Annotated in this window: 15 protein-coding genes; 5 read left to right on the forward strand and 10 right to left on the reverse strand. The window is 61.7% G+C overall.

The features are described 5' to 3' along the window. The 3 genes from csb2 (at position 1) to CABTHER_RS00500 (ending at position 4,261) form a co-directional block, all read left to right on the forward strand. The gene (gene csb2, locus CABTHER_RS00490) at positions 1–1,521 is read left to right on the forward strand and encodes a type I-G CRISPR-associated protein Csb2 (protein WP_148264047.1); all 1,521 of its coding nucleotides are present in this window, start codon (positions 1–3) and stop codon (positions 1,519–1,521) included. Positions 1,522–1,690: 169 nt separating this feature from the next. Beyond that, a complete protein-coding gene (locus CABTHER_RS00495; protein WP_014098613.1) occupies positions 1,691–3,406 on the forward strand; it encodes a class I adenylate-forming enzyme family protein in 1,716 nt (571 codons plus the stop codon). Between the two features lie 90 nt (positions 3,407–3,496). Next, a complete protein-coding gene (locus CABTHER_RS00500) occupies positions 3,497–4,261 on the forward strand; it encodes a TIGR00266 family protein (RefSeq protein WP_014098614.1) in 765 nt (254 codons plus the stop codon). A 30-nt stretch (positions 4,262–4,291) separates the two neighbouring features. Here the strand turns inward: CABTHER_RS00500 and CABTHER_RS00505 are convergent, their stop codons facing one another. The 6 genes from CABTHER_RS00505 to CABTHER_RS00530 all read right to left on the reverse strand — a co-directional run bounded on the left by CABTHER_RS00505 (position 4,292) and on the right by CABTHER_RS00530 (position 10,229). Further along, on the reverse strand, positions 4,292–4,741 hold the full coding sequence (locus tag CABTHER_RS00505; RefSeq protein ID WP_014098615.1) for a cytidine deaminase: 450 nt from the start codon (positions 4,739–4,741) through the stop codon (positions 4,292–4,294). Continuing rightward, entirely contained in the window at positions 4,738–5,373 is a 636-nt protein-coding gene (locus tag CABTHER_RS00510) for a lysophospholipid acyltransferase family protein (RefSeq protein ID WP_014098616.1), read from the reverse strand. The genes CABTHER_RS00505 and CABTHER_RS00510 overlap by 4 nt, the downstream gene beginning before the upstream one ends. Positions 5,374–5,473: 100 nt before the next feature. Continuing rightward, positions 5,474–6,913 carry a S8 family peptidase gene (locus tag CABTHER_RS00515; RefSeq protein WP_014098617.1) on the reverse strand — a complete coding sequence of 480 codons (1,440 nt, stop codon included), beginning with the start codon at positions 6,911–6,913 and terminating at the stop codon, positions 5,474–5,476. A gap of 152 nt (positions 6,914–7,065) precedes the next feature. Continuing rightward, positions 7,066–7,698, reverse strand: a complete 633-nt coding sequence (locus CABTHER_RS00520; RefSeq protein WP_014098618.1) for a radical SAM protein — start codon at positions 7,696–7,698, stop codon at positions 7,066–7,068. 67 nt (positions 7,699–7,765) lie between these two features. Beyond that, positions 7,766–9,253: a glycosyltransferase gene (locus CABTHER_RS15190; RefSeq protein WP_049787435.1), complete on the reverse strand. Its 1,488-nt coding sequence runs from the start codon at positions 9,251–9,253 to the stop codon at positions 7,766–7,768. 103 nt (positions 9,254–9,356) lie between these two features. Further along, complete coding sequence (locus CABTHER_RS00530; protein ID WP_014098620.1) at positions 9,357–10,229, reverse strand: SDR family oxidoreductase; 873 nt, start codon at positions 10,227–10,229, stop codon at positions 9,357–9,359. Between the two features lie 139 nt (positions 10,230–10,368). On the opposite strand from CABTHER_RS00530, the gene CABTHER_RS00535 reads away from it, so the two are divergent. Next, complete coding sequence (locus tag CABTHER_RS00535; RefSeq protein WP_014098621.1) at positions 10,369–11,397, forward strand: dipeptide epimerase; 1,029 nt, start codon at positions 10,369–10,371, stop codon at positions 11,395–11,397. Between the two features lie 69 nt (positions 11,398–11,466). On the opposite strand, the gene CABTHER_RS00540 is transcribed toward CABTHER_RS00535, so the two are convergent. The 4 genes from CABTHER_RS00540 to CABTHER_RS00555 all read right to left on the reverse strand — a co-directional run bounded on the left by CABTHER_RS00540 (position 11,467) and on the right by CABTHER_RS00555 (position 17,375). Continuing rightward, positions 11,467–12,663: a M14 family zinc carboxypeptidase gene (locus CABTHER_RS00540; protein WP_014098622.1), complete on the reverse strand. Its 1,197-nt coding sequence runs from the start codon at positions 12,661–12,663 to the stop codon at positions 11,467–11,469. A 33-nt stretch (positions 12,664–12,696) separates the two neighbouring features. Continuing rightward, positions 12,697–13,824 (reverse strand): citrate synthase, encoded by a 1,128-nt coding sequence (locus tag CABTHER_RS00545; RefSeq protein WP_014098623.1) that lies wholly within the window; start codon positions 13,822–13,824, stop codon positions 12,697–12,699. Between the two features lie 213 nt (positions 13,825–14,037). Then, positions 14,038–15,054 carry a D-glycero-beta-D-manno-heptose-7-phosphate kinase gene (gene rfaE1, locus CABTHER_RS00550; RefSeq protein WP_014098624.1) on the reverse strand — a complete coding sequence of 339 codons (1,017 nt, stop codon included), beginning with the start codon at positions 15,052–15,054 and terminating at the stop codon, positions 14,038–14,040. A gap of 125 nt (positions 15,055–15,179) precedes the next feature. Further along, positions 15,180–17,375: a RelA/SpoT family protein gene (locus CABTHER_RS00555; RefSeq protein ID WP_014098625.1), complete on the reverse strand. Its 2,196-nt coding sequence runs from the start codon at positions 17,373–17,375 to the stop codon at positions 15,180–15,182. A 114-nt stretch (positions 17,376–17,489) separates the two neighbouring features. On the opposite strand from CABTHER_RS00555, the gene CABTHER_RS00560 reads away from it, so the two are divergent. Beyond that, positions 17,490–18,449 (forward strand): VWA domain-containing protein, encoded by a 960-nt coding sequence (locus tag CABTHER_RS00560; protein ID WP_081464612.1) that lies wholly within the window; start codon positions 17,490–17,492, stop codon positions 18,447–18,449. Positions 18,450–18,455: the final 6 nt, after the last annotated feature.

Raw genomic sequence — 18,455 nt, forward strand, 5'->3', positions numbered from 1 at the left:
ATGAGTGTAGTCATCCTTCGACAGGAATTCCCACTTGGGCGCTTTCACGCCACGCCTTGGCGCGTGAACCCGTTTGACGATCCCTATGGCGAGTGGCCCCCAAGTCCGTGGCGACTGGTGCGCGCTGTCACGGCGCGCTGGTATCAGTGGGTGCGCGAAGAGGGAAAGACGCCTGACCTCGAGCAACTCAAGAGGCTTCAGGGTGCGCTGTGCAAGAGTACCTACAGGTTCTACCTACCGCTCGAAGCGCGGAAGGGAAACCCTCTGAGGCAGTACCAACCGACCGAGTTTGGTTGGCACCCCGCTGAAAAGAGGAAGCCGGGAAAGCGCGAATACGGACGCAGTCTCGTCCAAGACAACTACTGGTGCGTGCCGCCCGAGGCTTCCGTGTGGTGGTTCATCGAGGGCAATGACTGGAACGACGAGCTGAAGTCAGTGCTTGAGAAATGCCTCGAACGAATCACCTACTTTGGGCGTGCCGAGACGCTCACGCGCATTCGCCCAGTAGAACAGTCTGGCGAGATTAAGGCCAACTGCCAACTCACTGAGCAACGAACGGCTGGCACAGTACCCGTGCTGGTACCATGCGCGGAAGCCACCCGTGAGGACATCGAGCGTACGACCGATGACCCCTTAGCCGCAAAGCAAACAATTCCGCCCGGCGCGCGGTGGCTCTACGCGAAGCGACCCAATCCTCCCGCGTCCCGCGAGCACCGGCGCGTGCCGGAACGGCGCCTGGAGTGTCATCTGATGCAGTTCGCCATTGGCTGGAACGTGGCGCCGGAACGTCGCGCTATCGTGCGACTTACAGCGCGGTTTCGCGGGGCTGTGATCCGTGAGTTGCTCTTGCTGAAAACGAAGGATGCTTCGTCTAGCTGGACGAAAACCAGTCGCGACGTGCGCGAGTCGGTCGCCGACATGATCGGCAAAAACGCTGACGGCGAGCCACTGAATGGCCATTGCCACACGGAGTTCCTGGTGTGGTGCGAGGACGGCCAGCCGACGCGCCTCCTCGTCTGGCGTGGCTCGCGTGCGTTCGATGCCGAGGAGCAGGAGGCAATTCTGCTCGCTGCCAAACGCGATGTGTCTTGGGCTGCGGCTGGTCCAGACTCTGACGAATGGAAGGTGCGGCTTGTTCCACTTGATCAAGCGGTGCCGCCGCCACCGGGCTTCGACGGCCAACCATCAAAGGTTTGGGAGTCAGTAACACCGTACGTCCCTCCGCGCCATTATCTTCGTAGCGGCAAGGTGCGTGCGGGTGAGTCAATCGCCGAACAGATTTGCCGGGAGGTTCGGAAGCGAGAGATTGCACAAGATGTCCAGGTTGATCTCTTGGGCACTCCACAATGGGTGGCTGTGCATGTACCCCCACGGAAGGCAACCGAACGCACATTCATCGGAGATCGCCGAGGTCAAATGGTTCGGTTGCGGTTCGACAAACTGGTAGTCGGTCCCATCCGCCTTGGACACTCCAGCAGCTTCGGCCTGGGGCTATTCCGCCCTGTTGAGGAACCCAGGTAAACGGTTGACTGCTACAGACCCGGCACGAATGCCGCATGCTCAACTGGACTTGGGCCAGCAATCCCTCCCCACATGCTTTCCCCAACCTACTGGTGCACATCCGCTGTCCTGATTTGGTAAGCTGCTGCCGCCTCACAGCCCTTTTCTGCCAGAGACGGATGAAACTCCCATGCGCGATTTGCTCACCGAGTTTGAACGCGAAGAAATCGTCGTCGAACGCCTCGATGCCTGGGCCCAGACCACGCCCGATGCCGTCTATTTCCACTACGGCGAAGATGACCGGACCCTGACCTTCGGAGAAGTCGCCGAACTCACCGACCGTATCGCCGGAAACCTCGCCCGCCTCGGCATCACCCGCGGACAGCGCGTGTCCCTCCTGATGCAGAACCCCCTCATCACCACCCTCGCCATGTTCGGCATCTGGAAAGCTGGCGCCGTGTTCTGCCCCATCAACTACACCTTCACCGGCAAACTCCTCGCCTACACCCTCAACGACACCCAACCGGCGCTCCTCCTGACCGAACGCCGCATGGTGCCACGGCTGACCGAAATCGCCGCCGAACTCTCCCAACTGCCCCGTACCGTGGTCTATGACGCACCCGAAGGCACGCACGATTTCCTGCCGCCCACCGAACGGATGCCCCTCCCGGATGCCTTCCAACCCACAGGCTGGACGGAACTGCTTGAACCGGCCGCACGTCCGAACGTCACCCTCCAGTACACCGACCCGGCCAGCATCATCTACACCTCCGGGACAACCGGCCCCTCCAAAGGCGTCATCCTTCCCTTCCGCTGCCTGAACCAGTACTGCTTCCTGGCACGCAAGCTGCTCACCCGCGAGGATGTCATCTACTGCGATCTGCCGATGTACCACATTGCCGGCGCCTTTGCGCTCATCGCCCGCGCCGCCTGGGTCGGCTGCGAAGTCGCCGTCTGGAACCGGTTCAGTCCGCAGGATTTCTGGGCGCGCATCGCCAAACGCGGCGCAACCACTGCCATTCTGCTTGATGTCATGGTGCCGTGGCTGATGAAAGCCCCACCCAGCGAAAACGACCGCGCCACAACGCTGTCAAAAGTTCACTTACAACCGTTGCCCCTCAACCACCAGGAAATTGCCCGGCGGTTCGGCTTCGACATCGTGACCACCGGCTTCGGTCAGACCGAATCCGGCCTCGGCCTCTGCCTGCTCATCGAGGAAATGCCCGAAGGCGAAGGCACACCGCCCGAACTGTGGAAAGGTTCAAACCGCGCGCACCTGCGGCAGGTGGCCGGGCAGTTCGGCATCCCGGTCGTCCGGGGCGAAACCGTCACGACCAAAGGTGCCATGGGGCGTCCGATGCCGTTTCACGAAGTAGCCATTCTCGATGCCAAAGGCTACCCCTGCGCGCCCGGCGAAATCGGCGAGCTGTGCTTCCGTCCGAAAATTCCGTCCCTGCTGTTTGATGGCTATCTCGGCAAACCCGAAGCCACCCTCAAGGCCTTTCGCCAACTCTGGTTTCATACCGGCGACGCTGCCTATGTCAACGAACAGGGCGAGTATTTCTTCGTTGACCGCCTCGGAGACCGGCTGCGACGGCGTGGTGAAAACTTCTCCAGCTATGTTGTCGAAGACCTCATGCACCAACACCCCGACATTGCTCTGTGCGCCGTATTTCCGATCCCCGGCGCAGAAAGCGACGAAGACGACATCGTGGCATTCATCGTTCCCAAGGCCGGCACGGCTCTGACCGAAGCCGCTGTGGAGGCGTGGGCAGCCCAGCACCTGCCCAAGTTTATGCAGCCGCAACACATCCGGCTCGTAACCGAACTGCCCCGGACGCTTACCAACAAGGTGGAAAAGTACAAACTGCGCGCCGAAGTCCTGCGGGAACTGGGCCGCGTCTAACCGGGCCGCGCCCGGCTTGGTGCCAGCCCGTCGGCTGTGCTACGAACCGAAGGCCACCAAGGCGCATTTCCATTCCAGGGAGCCAAGTCCATGCCACAGTCGGATGTCATTGATTACCGGATCGTCGGCGACGATCTGCAGGGCGTCATCATCACGCTCGATCCCAACGAGCAGGTACTGGCCGAAGCGGGCGTCATGCTCTACATGACGGCCGGCATCGAGATGCAAACCACCATGGCCACCGACAGCTCAAAAGGCTTCTTTGGCAACCTGGCCAAAGCCGTCGGGCGGGTGTTTTCGGGGGCCGGGTTCTTCATCACCACGTTCACCAACTACGGTCACGCCCGGGCCGACGTGGCGTTTGCCGCTCCCTATCCGGGCAAGATCATTCCCATTGACCTGGCCAAGTTCGGCGGCGAAGTGCTGTGCCAGAAAGACTCGTTTCTGTGTGCAGCCCGTGGCACCGACCTCAGCGTTGGCTTCCAGCAGCGCCTGGGGGCCGGTTTTTTCGGGGGTGAGGGCTTCATCCTTCAGCGTTTGCGCGGGGATGGCCTGGCATTCATTCACGCTGGCGGGGCCACGATGACCTACAACCTGCGGCCGGGTGAGACGCTGCGCGTGGATACCGGTTGCGTCGTGGCTTTTCAGCCGTCGGTTCAGTTCAATATCCAGTTCGTCGGCGGGTTCAAAAATGCCCTCTTTGGCGGCGAGGGCCTGTTTCTGGCATCCCTGACGGGACCCGGGCAGGTCATCCTGCAAACCCTGCCTTTCAGCCGGTTGGTTGGGCGTATTGCGGCCACGTTGCCACGGGCGACCTCCGGCGGTGGCGGCGGCTTCTTTGGCGACGAAAACTGACGGCGCAACGCCAAAAAGCAGTCAGTTGGGTCAGTCCGGCTCCGGGGAAGACGGCGTTGTGGCCGCGAGGTTCCGGTCGTCAAAGGCAGCCGGAAGCAGCGCGGCCAGGGACCACTCGGCTGTCTTCCCTTGGGGCCCGGCGCTGATGATGCGGATGTCGCCGCAGAATTCCCACAGCACCTGCCGGCAGGCACCGCAGGGCGGGGTGGGCGTAGTGGCGTCCGTGGCAATCACGACCGCCTGAAACTGCCGCTCGCCTTCGGAAAGCGCCTTGAAAAGCGCCACCCGCTCGGCGCACACCGTCAACCCAAACGAGGCGTTCTCTATGTTGCAGCCGGTGTAGAGCTTTCCCGACCGGGCCTGAACCACGGCCCCGACGGAAAATCCCGAATAAGGCGCATGTGCCTGCCGCCGCGCCTCCCGGGCCGCCGCAATGAGCACGGCTTCGTCGCACCCGGCGGATGGAGTGGACCTGCTCATGACGCCACTGGGCGCTGCAACTTGCTGGCGATGACTTCCCGGACGGCACGGGCCGCTTCCGCCGTGACTTCCTTCAAATCACGGTCGTCGGCTGAAAAGTACATCGGCGGGTGAAAGTAAACGGTGATTTTGCCCGGCCGCGGCAGCTTGCGGTACATGTTCCACACCTCGAAGCCGCCGTTGAGCGTCACCGGGACGATGGGCACCCGCAGCTTGACGGCAATCCGAAAGGCGCCGGCTTTGAATTCCTGCAAATCGCCGTGGGGCGTCCGTCCGCCTTCGGGAAAAATCATGACCGCCTGACCGGCACGGAGCAGTTCCTGAGCAATTTTGAGGGCGCTTTTGTCGAAGGGCTTGTCATGGTCAACCGGAAAACACTGGAAATAGCGCAGCAGGGGGCGCAGGTACGCGACCCGAAACACCCGGCTCCACGTCATGAAGTGAATCGGGCGGCGGATGGGCAGCCCAATCCAGAAGGGGTCGGCATAGGCCTGATGGTTCGGAGCCAGAAGTACCGGCCCGGTTTTCGGTACGTGCTCCACCCCGAAGTAGGTCATTCTGAAGAACGGATGAAGCGCCAGTCGTAACGCGGGACGGGTCACATAGACGATGGTACGCTGATGCAGGTTCATCGCTCTTTGAGTGCCATGGGGAACGCCCCCGCCAGAGTGGCGAGGGCGTTGTGTTTTGAACCTGTGAAATGTCTGGGGCCCGTGAAGGGCCTGAGGAAGGCTACTCACCACGTACGCCGAGCGCCCGCGCAATGTTGAGGCGGCCGCCCGTGGCCAGCCGCCCTTCGAGTGCGGCCACCGGCGTCACCGAGCGCAGCAACTGCGCCTTGAGCGCCGTCACCGACAGCTTGGGGTCACGGGCCAGAACGAGCGCCGCCGCGCCGGCCACATACGGCGTGGCCATGGACGTGCCTGAAAAGTGCTTGTAGCCCTGCCCGAACACCGTCACCGGAACAGTGCTATAGATATCCACGCCCGGCGCGGCCAGATGTACGGTTTTCTTGCCATAGCAGGAAAACGAGGCCAGGTTGTCGTTGGGCGCAAGGGCCGCGACGGAAAGCACATTGGGAACATCGTAGGAGGCCGGATAGTGCGGGATGCGGTCGTTGTTCGTGCCGGAGTTGCCCGCCGCCGCGACGAAAAGGATGTCGTTGGCATTCGCCGTGCGGATGGCCTCTTCCAGAGCACGGGAGTAGCCGCCGCCACCCCAGCTATTCGACAGGACGCGCACATTGACGCCCCGCTGCTTCATGGCAATGGCGTAGTCAATGCACTCCAGCGCGTCGTTGAGCGTTCCGCGCCCGTTGGCGTCCAGAAACTTCAGGGCCATGAGGCGGACATCCCAGTTGATGCCGGCAATGCCTGTGCCATTGTCGCCCTTGGCGCCGATGATGCCGGCGCAGTGCGTGCCGTGACCGTTGTCGTCGAGCGGGTTACCATTGTTCCCCACGGCATTGTAGCCGTAGTAGTCATCCACGATGCCATTGCCGTCGTCATCAATACCGTTGTTGGGAATCTCACGGGTGTTGACCCACATGTTGTCGGCCAAGTCTTCGTGGGTGTAGTCCACGCCGGTGTCAATCACCGCCACAACAACCTCGCGGCTGCCGGTGGTGACATCCCAGGCCGACACCACAGCGGCATCCACGCCGGGAATGCCCGGCTGGCCGCCCTTGATGGGCTGCCCTTCGTTGAGATGCCCCCATTGCTCAGCGAAGCTGGGATCGTCAGGACGGGTGTCCCCAATGCGGTACACGTAGTTGGGTTCGACATACTCGACGCTCGGATGCTGCCGCAGCCGCTCCAGAAAGACATCTGTCGCCTGGGCTTCGCCTTCCGGGTACATGCCAAAAGCCAACAGGGGCAGATGGGGATAACGGTACGAGCGGCGGATATTCAGCTCTTCCAGCATTCTGGAAATCACGCCGGGTTTGGCCGTGCGCTTGTACTTGATGATGAATCCGTAGCTTTCCGGGCGCTCGGCAACGGTCGGCGTGGAAGCTGAATAGGGGACCTGGTGCTGGCTGGGCCGGGCTTCGATTCGACAAACCTTCATCTCACGCGGCTTGGGAGCCGGCAGGCGGCGCATGAGGCCGATTCCGCCGGCTGCTGCAATGACCGCGCAGCCAAGGGCAAGATGCTTGAGGGTGGACGGACGCATGGGTTGACCTCCCGTGGCGGAATGACAAGCCGCGTGGCAGAGAAACGCAGCCCAATGGATTCGGAAAAACGCTACACCGTCAGGGTCAAGACGGCAAGCCGGAGACGGTTGGCCCCGGCTGGCATGTTCCGGCTGCCGGCCCACCGGGCAGCTCAAACGCCGCGCATATCGGCCGGCCAGATCAGTTTGTGCAACTGGGTCTGGAAGCGCACCTGAAGCCCATCCGCCAGCAGCCGCTCGACAATCGGCCGCTGTTCCACACCAAAGACCGTTGAAAACAGGACATTCGTCCGTTGTTCGAGCCGGTAAATGCGCAGGATTTCGCGCGCCCAGAAGTAATCGGCCAGGTCGGCCAGCACGAACTTGACTTCATCGCGGCGGGTGATGTGGTCGAGATTTGACCACAGGTTTTTTTCCACCATGCCGCTGCCGGGACACTTGATGTCCATGATTTTGATAATCCGGGGGTCAAGGCGGGAAACGTCGCGGTGACCGCCGGTTTCGATAAGGACGGTGTAGCCTTCATCGAGCAGCCGTCCGGCCAGTTCGTAAATGTCCTTCTGCAAAAGCGGCTCCCCACCGGTGAGTTCCACCAGGCGGGTCGGATAGGCGCGAATCCGTTCGAGAATTTCTTCGACCGACATGTGCGTTCCGCCCGTGAAGGTGTACTCCGAGTCGCACCAGGTACAACGCAGGTCACACCCGGTCGTCCGCACAAAGGCGCAGGGGAGTCCGGCGTAGCTCGATTCCCCCTGGATGCTGAAGAAGATTTCGGTGATACGCATGGGGACGACACTCTGGTTGGACTTGAATGCAGGTTTCACTGTAGGACGGGGGCCGTTGAATGTGATGCTACATCGTTTCACGAATGGAGCGCCCCGAAATGTACGCCAGCATGCCCCGCAACTGCGCCAGCCCCATCATCCACCGGAAAGTGACAGCGTGGGTGATGGCTGCAAGGCTCAGATGCAGGATTTCACCCGTGGAACGGCGGCGACGGTTCGACACTTCATCACAGAGCAGCCCGCCGAGGCTGTCAGCCAGCCCGATGGACAAAAACAGCGTCAGCAGCGCCACCAGTTCGTCAAAGGTAAAACCACCGGCCAGTGCCGCCACATCCACCAGAATGACGGCCATCCACTCCCAAACGGGAGCAAACAGGACGGTCACAATGAAGACCGGAAGGGCCAGCCGGGCGCGCCAGTCGCCCTGTCCGCTGAAGGTGAGCCCCAGGTGACGGACGATGATGCCAAAGGATTCCTGGGTGGCAGTGGCACGGGCCTGCATCGTTTCATCGAGTGAGTCGAGTGGTGCGATACGGGCTATGACCTCCGGCAGAAACAAGACCCGGCGGGTTTCTTCACTTTTGCGTACCCGGTAGGCCGTCAGCAGCAGGTCCAGGGTGTCGGCGGCATAGCCGGTGCGATAGCCGCCGGCCGCGACAATTTCGGCTTTTTTGAGCAGCGACACCACACCCGGCAGCATGGCGAGGTTCCCCACACCGGCGCGCAGGAGCCACTGCACATGAAAGAGGGTTGCGCGGTCAACCCGTTGCAGGTCATCGAGGGGGCGCTGGTCCGCAGCAGCGCTGACCGACCGCTGCATGGGGGCATACATGGGCGCGATACCGTCGGCCGAGAGGCGGATGTCAGAGCCGCTGGGCGTCGAAGCGTCGCCGTAAAACTCGGCCAGACAGCTTACGGCAACGGTTTGGGTCACGTTTTCAATGAACCCACGCGCCAGCTCGATGAGGGCGTCCGCGTCGAGTGTCACTTGAGTGTCCAAGGCACAGATGAGCGGATAGCGGGAGACATTCAAACCACAGTTGAGGGAATCTTCCCGCCCGGTTTCCGGCTTGGCGACGACCGTCAACCGGGGATGCTTGGTGGAGGCATACAGTGTCGGTTCGGTCTGAACCGGGATGCTTTTCTGGATGATGCGTGAGGTTGGATGCAGGGAGAAAGCTTCCCTCAAACAGGTCAGCGTCCCATCCGGTGAGCCATCGCTGACGACGATGACCTCGAAGCGTGGATAGTCCAGCGCCAGCAGCCGATCCACAGCTTCCACCACTTGCTCCCGTCCACCCTGCACGACCACCACAATCGAAATCGGGCGAATGCGCTCCGAGTTGGGAAGCGTCCACTCCATTTCCACCGCGCGCCGCTGCCAGCGCTGCCGGATTTCCCACAGGGAACTGCCCATCGAAACCAGACGGAGCAGGGCGGCTGCCAGAACGGCCAGCACCAGCGCCGTCGCACCGCTTTTGAGACCGAGCTTAAACTCGAACCCAATGCCACCCGGTGCAGCGACAATAAAAAAAGCAGGAAGGGCACCATCCACCAAGTCATCAGCCCCACGGCGAGCATGCGACCCGTAAGCGTGGGCGCTGTGGCCAGCCGGGTTTGGGAGCGATTGGTTGCAGGCGCTGGGAGCGCGTCAAAAATCACGAGGTGACTCCTGCAGGAGATGGAAACACCTGGCCCACGACTTGCTCACTGACTTGCCACAGCCGCACCTGGGCTGTCGGGTCCATCGCCGCTGCGCTGGTCGTCGCCGCCCGGCAACGCTCAAAGTAGCGGCCGCTGACGCCCGCGACCTCGTCCGACGTGGCTAAATACACGGAAGTCTCAGCCCCACGCGCTGGTGAAATCCCTACGGCCCACTTGAGTACCTTGGCCGTCAAGCGAAACCAGCCGGTGGTATTGTCGGCAAAGTTGGAAGCCACACCGCCGGGGTGCAAACTGTTGGAGGTGACGCCGGTGCCCTCCAGCCGCCGGGCCAACTCCTGGCTGAACAGAATGTTCATCAGTTTGGATTGGCCGTAGGCTGTCATAGGCGCATAAGGTTTCCGCTCGAACTGGAGGTCATCAAAATCCACGCCCGGCACAAACCGGTGTGCGGCTGAACTGACATTGACCACCCGCGCCGGCGCACTGGCCAGCAGCCGGTCAAGCAGCAGGTTGGTCAGCAGGAAGTAGGAAATGTGATTGAGTGCAAACGTCTGTTCGAGTCCGTCCGGCGTGGTGCGCCGGGTGTCAAAAATCGCGCCGACGTTGTTGACCAGGACATCGAGCCGGGGGTAAGTCGCGCGGAACTCGTCTGCAACGCGCCGGATGTCCTCCAGCCGCGACAAATCGGCCGTGAGGGCGGTGATGTCGGTCTGTCCCGTGTCGGCCCGCAGTTCCTGCACGACCTCGGCGCACTTCCGCTGGTCGCGTCCCACGAGGACAACCGCCAGCCCGGCCCGCGCCAGCCCACGGACGGTTTCCTTGCCAATGCCAGACGTGCCTCCGGTCACGAGCGCAATTCGTTTCATGGCCGTGTGGAATGTAATGGTATCAAAGCAACAGCGTTAGGTTATCCAAGAATCCGCCTCCAGCGTCAATGTTTCTGCATCAGTTTTTTCAATTGATAACCGGTACGGTCCAGTTTTGACGGTGCCGGGGAGGCCGGTCGTGCAACTCATTATCCACCCTCTCACCCTGGAACTCCGGGAACCCTTTGCCTTGGCTGTTGGTCGCCGTACCACGACACCAGCCGTCTGCCTTGAAGTCCATCATGAAGGTTTGGTGGGCTATGGTGAGGTGGCGCTGCCGCCATACCTGGGCTGGAGCCAGGCAGAAGTCTGCCAGGCATTGCACCGGGTTCAGTGGTCGGAACCCATCCATCCACTCAATCCAGACCGCCTGCTGGCAGCGGCGACCGCCGCCATCGGGCCGCTGCCTCCGGCACTGGCGGCGCTGGACATCGCCCTGCATGACCTGTTTGGAAAGTACCTTGGCCAGCCGCTCTATGCACTGTGGGGCTTTGACCTGAGCCGGATTCCACCCACTTCCTTTACCCTGAGTCTGATGTCTCCCGACGCGGCACGGGAGAAAGCCGTGCGGATGGCCGAATATCCGGTGCTCAAGCTCAAGCTGGGGGGCGACAACGACCGGGCGCTGGTGACAGCCGTGCGGGAGGTCACCGACCGACCGCTTTCTGTGGACGCCAATCAGGGCTGGCGCGACCGCTCGGCGGCGCTGGATTTCATTGGCTGGCTGGCCGAGCAGCAGGTGTTGTTCGTCGAGCAGCCGTTTCCCGTTGCGTGTGTGGATGATCACGCCTGGCTGACCGAGCGCAGCCCGCTTCCCATCATTGCCGATGAAGCTGTGCGGACGATGGACGATGTCGTCCGTGCGCCAGGGGTTTATCACGGCATCAACGTCAAGCTGGCCAAATGCGGCGGCCTGCGCGCCGCGCATGCCATGCTCACCGTCGCCCGCGCCCTGGGGCTGAAAACCCTTCTGGGATGCATGACCGAAACTTCCTGCGCCATCTCGGCGGCAACCCATGTTTCACCGCTGGCTGACTGGGCAGATTTGGACGGCGCGGCACTCATTGCCAACGATCCGTTCGAGGGGGCGCAACTGGTTGACGGGCGCATGCTGCCGCCAGCGCGGCCGGGGATTGGTGCCTGCCCAGTACGGCCGCTCTCCGGCTGAGCGCCCCAAACATTCCCAGTCCGGTGTGGTGTCCCGTGTCGGGTTGGAAGAAGTGACGAGGGCTGAAATTTACGAAGGCTGAACAGGTTGCGCCATGGCGCGGAGGGCATCCACGTCAACTTCAGCCTCGATGTGGAAGTCGTGACCTGGCACCGCACGGCCGTCCAGCGACCACCGTTCTCCGGCGTCGTAGTCGCGCAGGTCGCCCACGTCCATGACACGTCCCCGAATGGCATCCACCGGCGTTGACTGCCAGTGGTTGCTGACGTTGATGGCAATGTCGGCGACGATGGGAGGAAGGCTGGGACCAAAGTCGAGCGTCGCTGACTCGAAAATGAGGTCGTAGAAGTAACTCGTGTTGGGCGGCAGCGCCTCGTATGCCGTCGCTTCCACGGCATCGCACTCGTCACCGGCAATGGCGTGAAGTGCACCGAGCAATACCACGGCATTGAGCTGGCGAAGGTAGGTCTTCTCCGGGTCATTGCGCCAGCCTCCCGACTCGACAAGGACGACGCTCGTTCCCCAGCCCTGCATGGCGTCGCCAAAACTGCGCGGCTCGTGCGTGTCGTCAAAGCGCGCCATGTAACCGTCAATGTACGGAGTGAGCATCTGCACCATGGCCGCAGCCAGACGCTTGGCGCGCCGCCGGGCCATGTTGTCCTTGCCCGAGGCGTCGTGCGCCGGCGCCAGAAAGGCCATTGCCGTCAGACGGTGACTGTCGCCGGCCGTGTAGCGCGGGTTCTGGTCGTGAAGATTGAAGGCAAAGTCAGGCACGAAGTCGTCGTGCGTCCGCTTGAGAAGCCTTGCCTCCGGTGTTCTAAGGTGGCGGGCGTCACGGTTGAGGTCAATGCCCTGGGCAGTCCGCCGCTGGAAGACTTCCGCGCCATCCGGGTTGAGCATGGGAAGGATGCAGACCTGGACTTCCCTGAGAATCCGGTTCAGGGCTGCGTCCTGGGGAAATTCCACAAGTGCCGCGAGCAGATCGAGAACGGCCAGGGTCGCTGTGGGTTCATCGCCATGCATCTGCGTCCACATCAGCACGCGCCGCTGGCCCTGCCCAAACGTCACCCGGTGAATCGGGCGTCCGGCTGCGGAGCGGCCGCCGACTTCAACCGTCAGACGGGTGTCTTTGGAAGCGAGGTGGGACAGATGTGAGGCCAGCCCCGCCGCCGTCAGGCGGGGCGTGGCCTCCCGAACCATATAGCGGTCATAATGCGAGGCAAGCCGTTTGACCAAGGTGAGGGTTGCCTCGGATAAGCCCAGCATGGCCGGTGTGCTCCAGAGTCAACCGTGGCAACCCTATCGGTCAGACATCGGGATATATTCGGCTTTTTCCGCCCCGGTATAAAGCGCCAGCGGCCGGATGAGACGGTTGTCACGCAACTGTTCGAGGATGTGCGCCACCCAGCCGGAAATGCGGCTGCACGCAAAAATCGGCGTGAACAAATCCACCGGGATGTTGAGCGTGTAGAACACCGGCGCCGAGAAGAAATCCACGTTCGGGTAGAGCTTTTTGCGCGCAAAGGCCAACTGCTCAATGCGCTCGGCCATCTCGTACCACTTCGTGTTGCCGACATCTTCACCAAGCTGCCTGGCAAACTTGCGCAGGACGGTTGCCCGCGGGTCCATCGTCCGATAGACGCGATGCCCGAAGCCCATGATTTTCTTCTTGTTGGCAAAGAGGTTGTCCACGTAGGCTTCCACTTTGTCCAGTTCGCCGATTTCGAGCAGCATTTCCAGCACCCGCTGGTTGGCACCGCCGTGGAGCGAACCGGCCAGCGCCCCGATGGCCCCGGTTACGGCCGAGTGAACGTCCGAGAGCGTCGAAGCAATGACCCGTGCGGCAAAGGTCGAGGCGTTCAGCTCATGATCGGCGTGCAGAATCAGGCACACGTCAAAGACCCGCGCACTCGACGGATGGGGCTTTTCACCTGTAAGGCCATAGAGGAAGCTTTCCGCCATTGAAAGCGACGGGTCAGGTTTGACCGGCTCCAGACCGCGCCGGATGCGGTCATAGGCCGTCGTCAGCGTGGTCATCTGCGCAATGAGCCGCACGGACTTGCGTACGTTGGCGGCGTCGCTGTGGTCGTGTCCGTCGGGGTCGTAGGCGGAAAGGGCGGAAGTTGCCGTGCGGAGCACTTCCATCGGCGTTGCCGTGGGCGGCAGGGTGCGCAGCAGCGTATAGATTTCCGGCGGCACCTCGCGTTCGGCTTGTAGTTGCCGGGTAAAGGCATCCAGCTCGTCCTGCTTCGGTAACTGACCAAACAACAGGAAGTAGGCTGTTTCCTCGAAGGTTGAATTCTCCGCCAAATCCTGAATGTCAATCCCACGGTACGTCAGGCGACCAGCCGCACCATCAATGAAACAAATCGATGATTGCGCTGCCAACACGCCCTCCAAACCCTTGATAAAATCTTCGTGCGCCATGTCCGCTCCTTTGGAGAGTGAGATGGTATGGTTTTTTGGCAAGCTTGCCACAAGGTCTCGAAACTCAACCCGACCGAAGGGGGATTACAAAAAACGAGCTGCGGTTTCCGGTGGCGGGCCGATGCCGAAGTGTATGAACCATAACAAAGCCGCAGGCCGGTGGTCAATGCAGCCCACGTCAGGAAGCCGGACAGGAAGCTGGCAGCAGCCCGTTCAGCGGCCCGCCGGTGTTGCGGCCAGAGCCTGCCCGGCCAGCAGTTCTTCCGGGCGGACAGTCGCCGTGCCGAGCTTGCCCACCACAACGCCGGCCGCCCGGTTGGCCAGATGCGCGGACTGGCAGAGTGTCAATCCGGCGCTCAGTCCAAGGATGAGTGTGGCCAGGACAGTATCGCCAGCGCCCGTTACGTCATAGACCTCGCGGGCCGTAGCCGGAATGTGGTGGATGTGGCCCGGTGCCTCATACAGTGTCATCCCCGCTTCGCCACGGGTGATGAGGACGTGTGCCTGGCCGAGCATGGCCGAAAGGCGTCGGCTGGCAGCTTCCAGTGCAGCCTCATCGGTGACGGACATCTGGGCTATGAGGGCGGCTTCGTGATGGTTGGGCGTCACCACTGTGACCGGCTGGTAGCTGGCAAAGCGTACCGGTTTGGGGTCGAGCGCGACCGGCAGCCCACGCTGGCGGGCATGGGTCAGCACGTGGCGCAGAAACCGTGGGGTGAGCACACCTTTGTCGTAATCCGAAATGGCCACGGCGCTGACTTCCGGCAGCCAGGCGTCCACTTTCTGCATCAGGGCCGTTTCGATGTCCGCCGGGATGGGCTGCCTGGATTCCCGGTCAAAGCGGGCCATCTGATGGGCATTGACCATGACGCGGGTCTTGCGCGTGGTGGGGCGGTTGGCGTCCACGACCAGCCCGTGCCACTCCAGATGCCACCGGAGCAGGGTATCGCGCAGGTGTTCAGCCGCGAGATCATCCCCGACGACGCCCACCACGAACGGCAGTCCGCCCAAGGCGCGAACATTGGCGGCAACATTGGCCGCGCCGCCGAGCACGTAGCTTTCACGCTCGATTTCCACGACGGGCACCGGCGCTTCGGGCGCAATGCGGCTGGCGCGACCCCAGAAAAACTCATCGAGCATGACATCGCCCACGACAAGGATGCGTTGCCCGGACAGGCGGGCGACCAGGGGTTCGTAGGCGTCAGAGGAGGCGTCTGCCGGATGGGTCATGCCAAAAACGTAGGGAAACAGCGGTCGCGTGGCGGCCGGGTGGATGATGCTGTGACCGTGCAGACATTACCCGTTTTCGCCGCCTCTTCCAACCAATGCTGTGATGCTGACGGAGGGCTGGCAGGTCAGCGGTCGCTTTCGCCATTGGCGACCAGACGTTCGAGACTGATGACCCCGGAGACGTTGCGAATGGCCCGCATGACGCGCGAAAGATGCTTGGCATCGTGGACATCAAGCGTGATGGTGATGCGCCCGAAGCCATCTGCGCCGACGTGCGCGTGGGATTCCCGAATGTTGGTTTTGATTTCCGCCACGGCGGTCGTGAGATTGGCCAGAATGCCCGGACGGTTTTCGGTCGTGGCCGAGAGCGTCACTGGATAGGTGGTTGTGCCTTCCGTTTCAATCACCCAGTCCACGTCAATGATGCGCTCCCGGTTGATCATGAGGTTGGCGGCATTGGTGCAATCGGCGCGGTGAATGGCCACGCCTTTGCCGCGGGTGATGTAGCCGATGATTTTCTCGCCGCGAATCGGTGAGCAGCACCGCGCCCGAAACACCAGAACTTCATCAATGCCGCGTACCTGAATGCGGTCGGGACCCAGCCGCAGGTATTTTTTGACGAGTCTGCCGACTTTGGCCAGACCGTTGGCCGGGGTCCGGGCGTCGAGTTCCGAAAGCCTCGACGGTGGCACAAACTTGGCCAGCACATTCCGGGCTTCGAGCTTTCCATAGCCAATGGCGGCAATGAGGTCTTCATCGCGCTGGTAGCCGTGATCCTGGGCGGCCCGACTCAGTTCACCGGTTTCTATCAGTTTGCGCAGATTGAGCTTGAGGCGGTCGGCTTCGCGTTCGAGGGACTTGCGCCCGATTTCGAGCGACCGCTGGCGCTCGGTTTCGACCAGATAGCGGCGAATCTTGTTGCGCGCCCGCGCCGTTTTGACCAGTTTCAGCCAGTCGCGGTTGGGTTTTCCGTTGGGCGAGGTCAGAATCTCAACGACATCGCCGTTTTTGAGTTCGTACGACAGCTTGACGATATTGCCGTTGACTTTAGCGCCGACACAGTGCTGCCCAACGTCGCTGTGGATGGCGTAGGCAAAGTCAATCGGGCAGGAGCCGCGTGGCAGTTCCAGCACCTTGCCCTTGGGCGTGTAGGCATAGACTTCGTTGGGATAGAGGTTGATCTTCAGCTCGTCGAGGAACTCCCGTGAATCGGAGACTTCCTGTTGCCATTCAACCAGCCGCTTGAGCCATGCGTATGTTTCCGGGTCTTCCTTGACGGCCGAGCGGCCTTCCTTGTAGCGCCAGTGTGCCGCAATGCCTTCTTCGGCAATTTTGTGCATTTCGGCCGTGCGGATTTGCACTTCAAAGGGATGTCCGATGTCGCCGACCACGGAGGTATGCAGGGACTGGTAGAGGTTGTTGCGGGGGATGCCAATCCAGTCCTTGAAGCGTCCGGGGATGGGTTTCCAGATGTTGTGCACCACGCCCACCGCAGCATAGCAGTCAGCAATGTCCTGCGTGATGACCCGCACGGCCATCAGGTCATAGACCTGGTCAATCGAAATGGCACGTTCCTTGAGTTTGCGGTAGAGGCTGTAGAGACGTTTGATCCGGCCCTGAATCTCCACAACCTTGACATTGTGCTCCGGGAGTTTTTCCTGAAGCGTTGCGCGAACATGCGCCAGGTCAGCTTCCAGCGCCGGACGCCGCTGATCGAGGATGGACTTCAGATGTTGGTAATCGTCAGGGTACAGGTATTGAAAGCTGAGGTCTTCCAGTTCGCCACGGATTTTCCCCATTCCCAGCCGGTGAGCAATCGGGGCATAGATGTCAAGGGTTTCCTGGGCTTTTGCGGCGCGCTTTTCCGGCGGCAGGTAATCGAGCGTCCGCATGTTGTGGAGGCGGTCGGCCAGCTTGACGAGGACCACCCGGATGTCGTCCACCATGGCCAGCAGCATCTTGCGGACGGTTTCCGCCTGGCGGTCTTCGCGTGAGGTGTACTCGATGTTGGAAATTTTGGTCAGCCCATCCACGAGGTGGGCAATTTCCGGCCCGAACTGTTGTTCCAGCTCCTCCAGAGTCACGTGGGTGTCTTCGACCACGTCGTGCAGCAACCCGGTCGTCACACAGATGACATCCAGGCGCATTTCGGCCAGGATGTAGGCGACGGCGAGCGGGTGCATAAGGTATGGCTCGCCGGACTTGCGCACTTGCCCCTTGTGCATCTGGGCCGAAAGCAGGTAGGCCCGCCGCAACAAATCCAGGTCGGCGTTCGGGTGATAGCGTTCAACTTTTTCGGCAATGTCTTCAAATCGAATCACGGTGGTATGCCTCGCACCAATGCCCGCCGCATTCGGAGACCATGGTAGGGATAACTATAACGCGCCGCGCGAAAATTTGCTGTATGACCTGCCCGGACGAGGGGGACGTAGCTGATGGTTGGTAAGTTGGTGAGATACCTCGTGGCATGGGTTGGTTTCTGTTCGGTTGTCGGCCTTCCGGTGGGCAGGGTCAACGCCCTGCCCCAGGAAGAAATTGTCCTGCGCAGCCACCTGGTGACGATAGAAGTGACCGTCACGGATGCCCATGGGCGCCCCATGACCGGTTTGCACCGCGATGACTTTCTGGTTTATGAAGACGGCCGCCCCCGCCGGATTGCGTTTTTTCAAGCCAACGGCGAGCAGGCACTGCGGCCGCTGGCTGTGGTCTTTGCCTTTGATGTGTCGGGGAGTGTCACGCCTGACGAAGCGGCGCTCCAGCGCCGGGCGCTGGAAGCCTTCCTGGCTGAGCGCCATCCCGATTCGATGTTTGCCCTCGTGACCTTCAACCATGAGGTGCGTGTTCTGGAAGGGTTTACCAAAGACCCATCCAGGTTGTTGACAAAGCTCAGCCGGTTCCGGGACTTCGGTGGTTCAACCCGTCTGTTTGACGCCGTGGACAAAGCGGTGTCCCTGTTCAGGAAAGTACCCAAACAGCGCGGCGGACGGGTGTTGCGCCGGCTCATCGTCGTCCTGACGGATGGTTTCGACAGCGCCAGCAACGTCAATCTGGATGACCTCCTGCGCCGGGTCAACGAGCAGGAAGTCACGGTCTATAGTGTCACCGCGCCTTCCTACACCCTGACGGTCGCCGGGCGGGTACGTGTGCCGACGCCGCTGGATGCCACCCGCCTTGTGCCGCTGACGGGCGGCCGGGACTTTCCCATGACGCCGGGGAAAGATTACAGCGATTCCTTTCGCGCTATCGCCAAGGACGCTGCCACGAGTTACACCCTGGCCTACGAGCCGGGCGACCTGCCGGAGGGCAGAACCGGTTTCCGCCGCATTTCTGTCCGGTTGCGCCATCCCGAAGCCGTGGTGCGCACCAGCCGGGAGGGCTACTACGCCCAACCCTGACCAGAC

Source organism: Chloracidobacterium thermophilum B (assembly GCF_000226295.1).
GTDB classification, from domain to species: Bacteria; Acidobacteriota; Blastocatellia; order Chloracidobacteriales; family Chloracidobacteriaceae; genus Chloracidobacterium; species Chloracidobacterium thermophilum.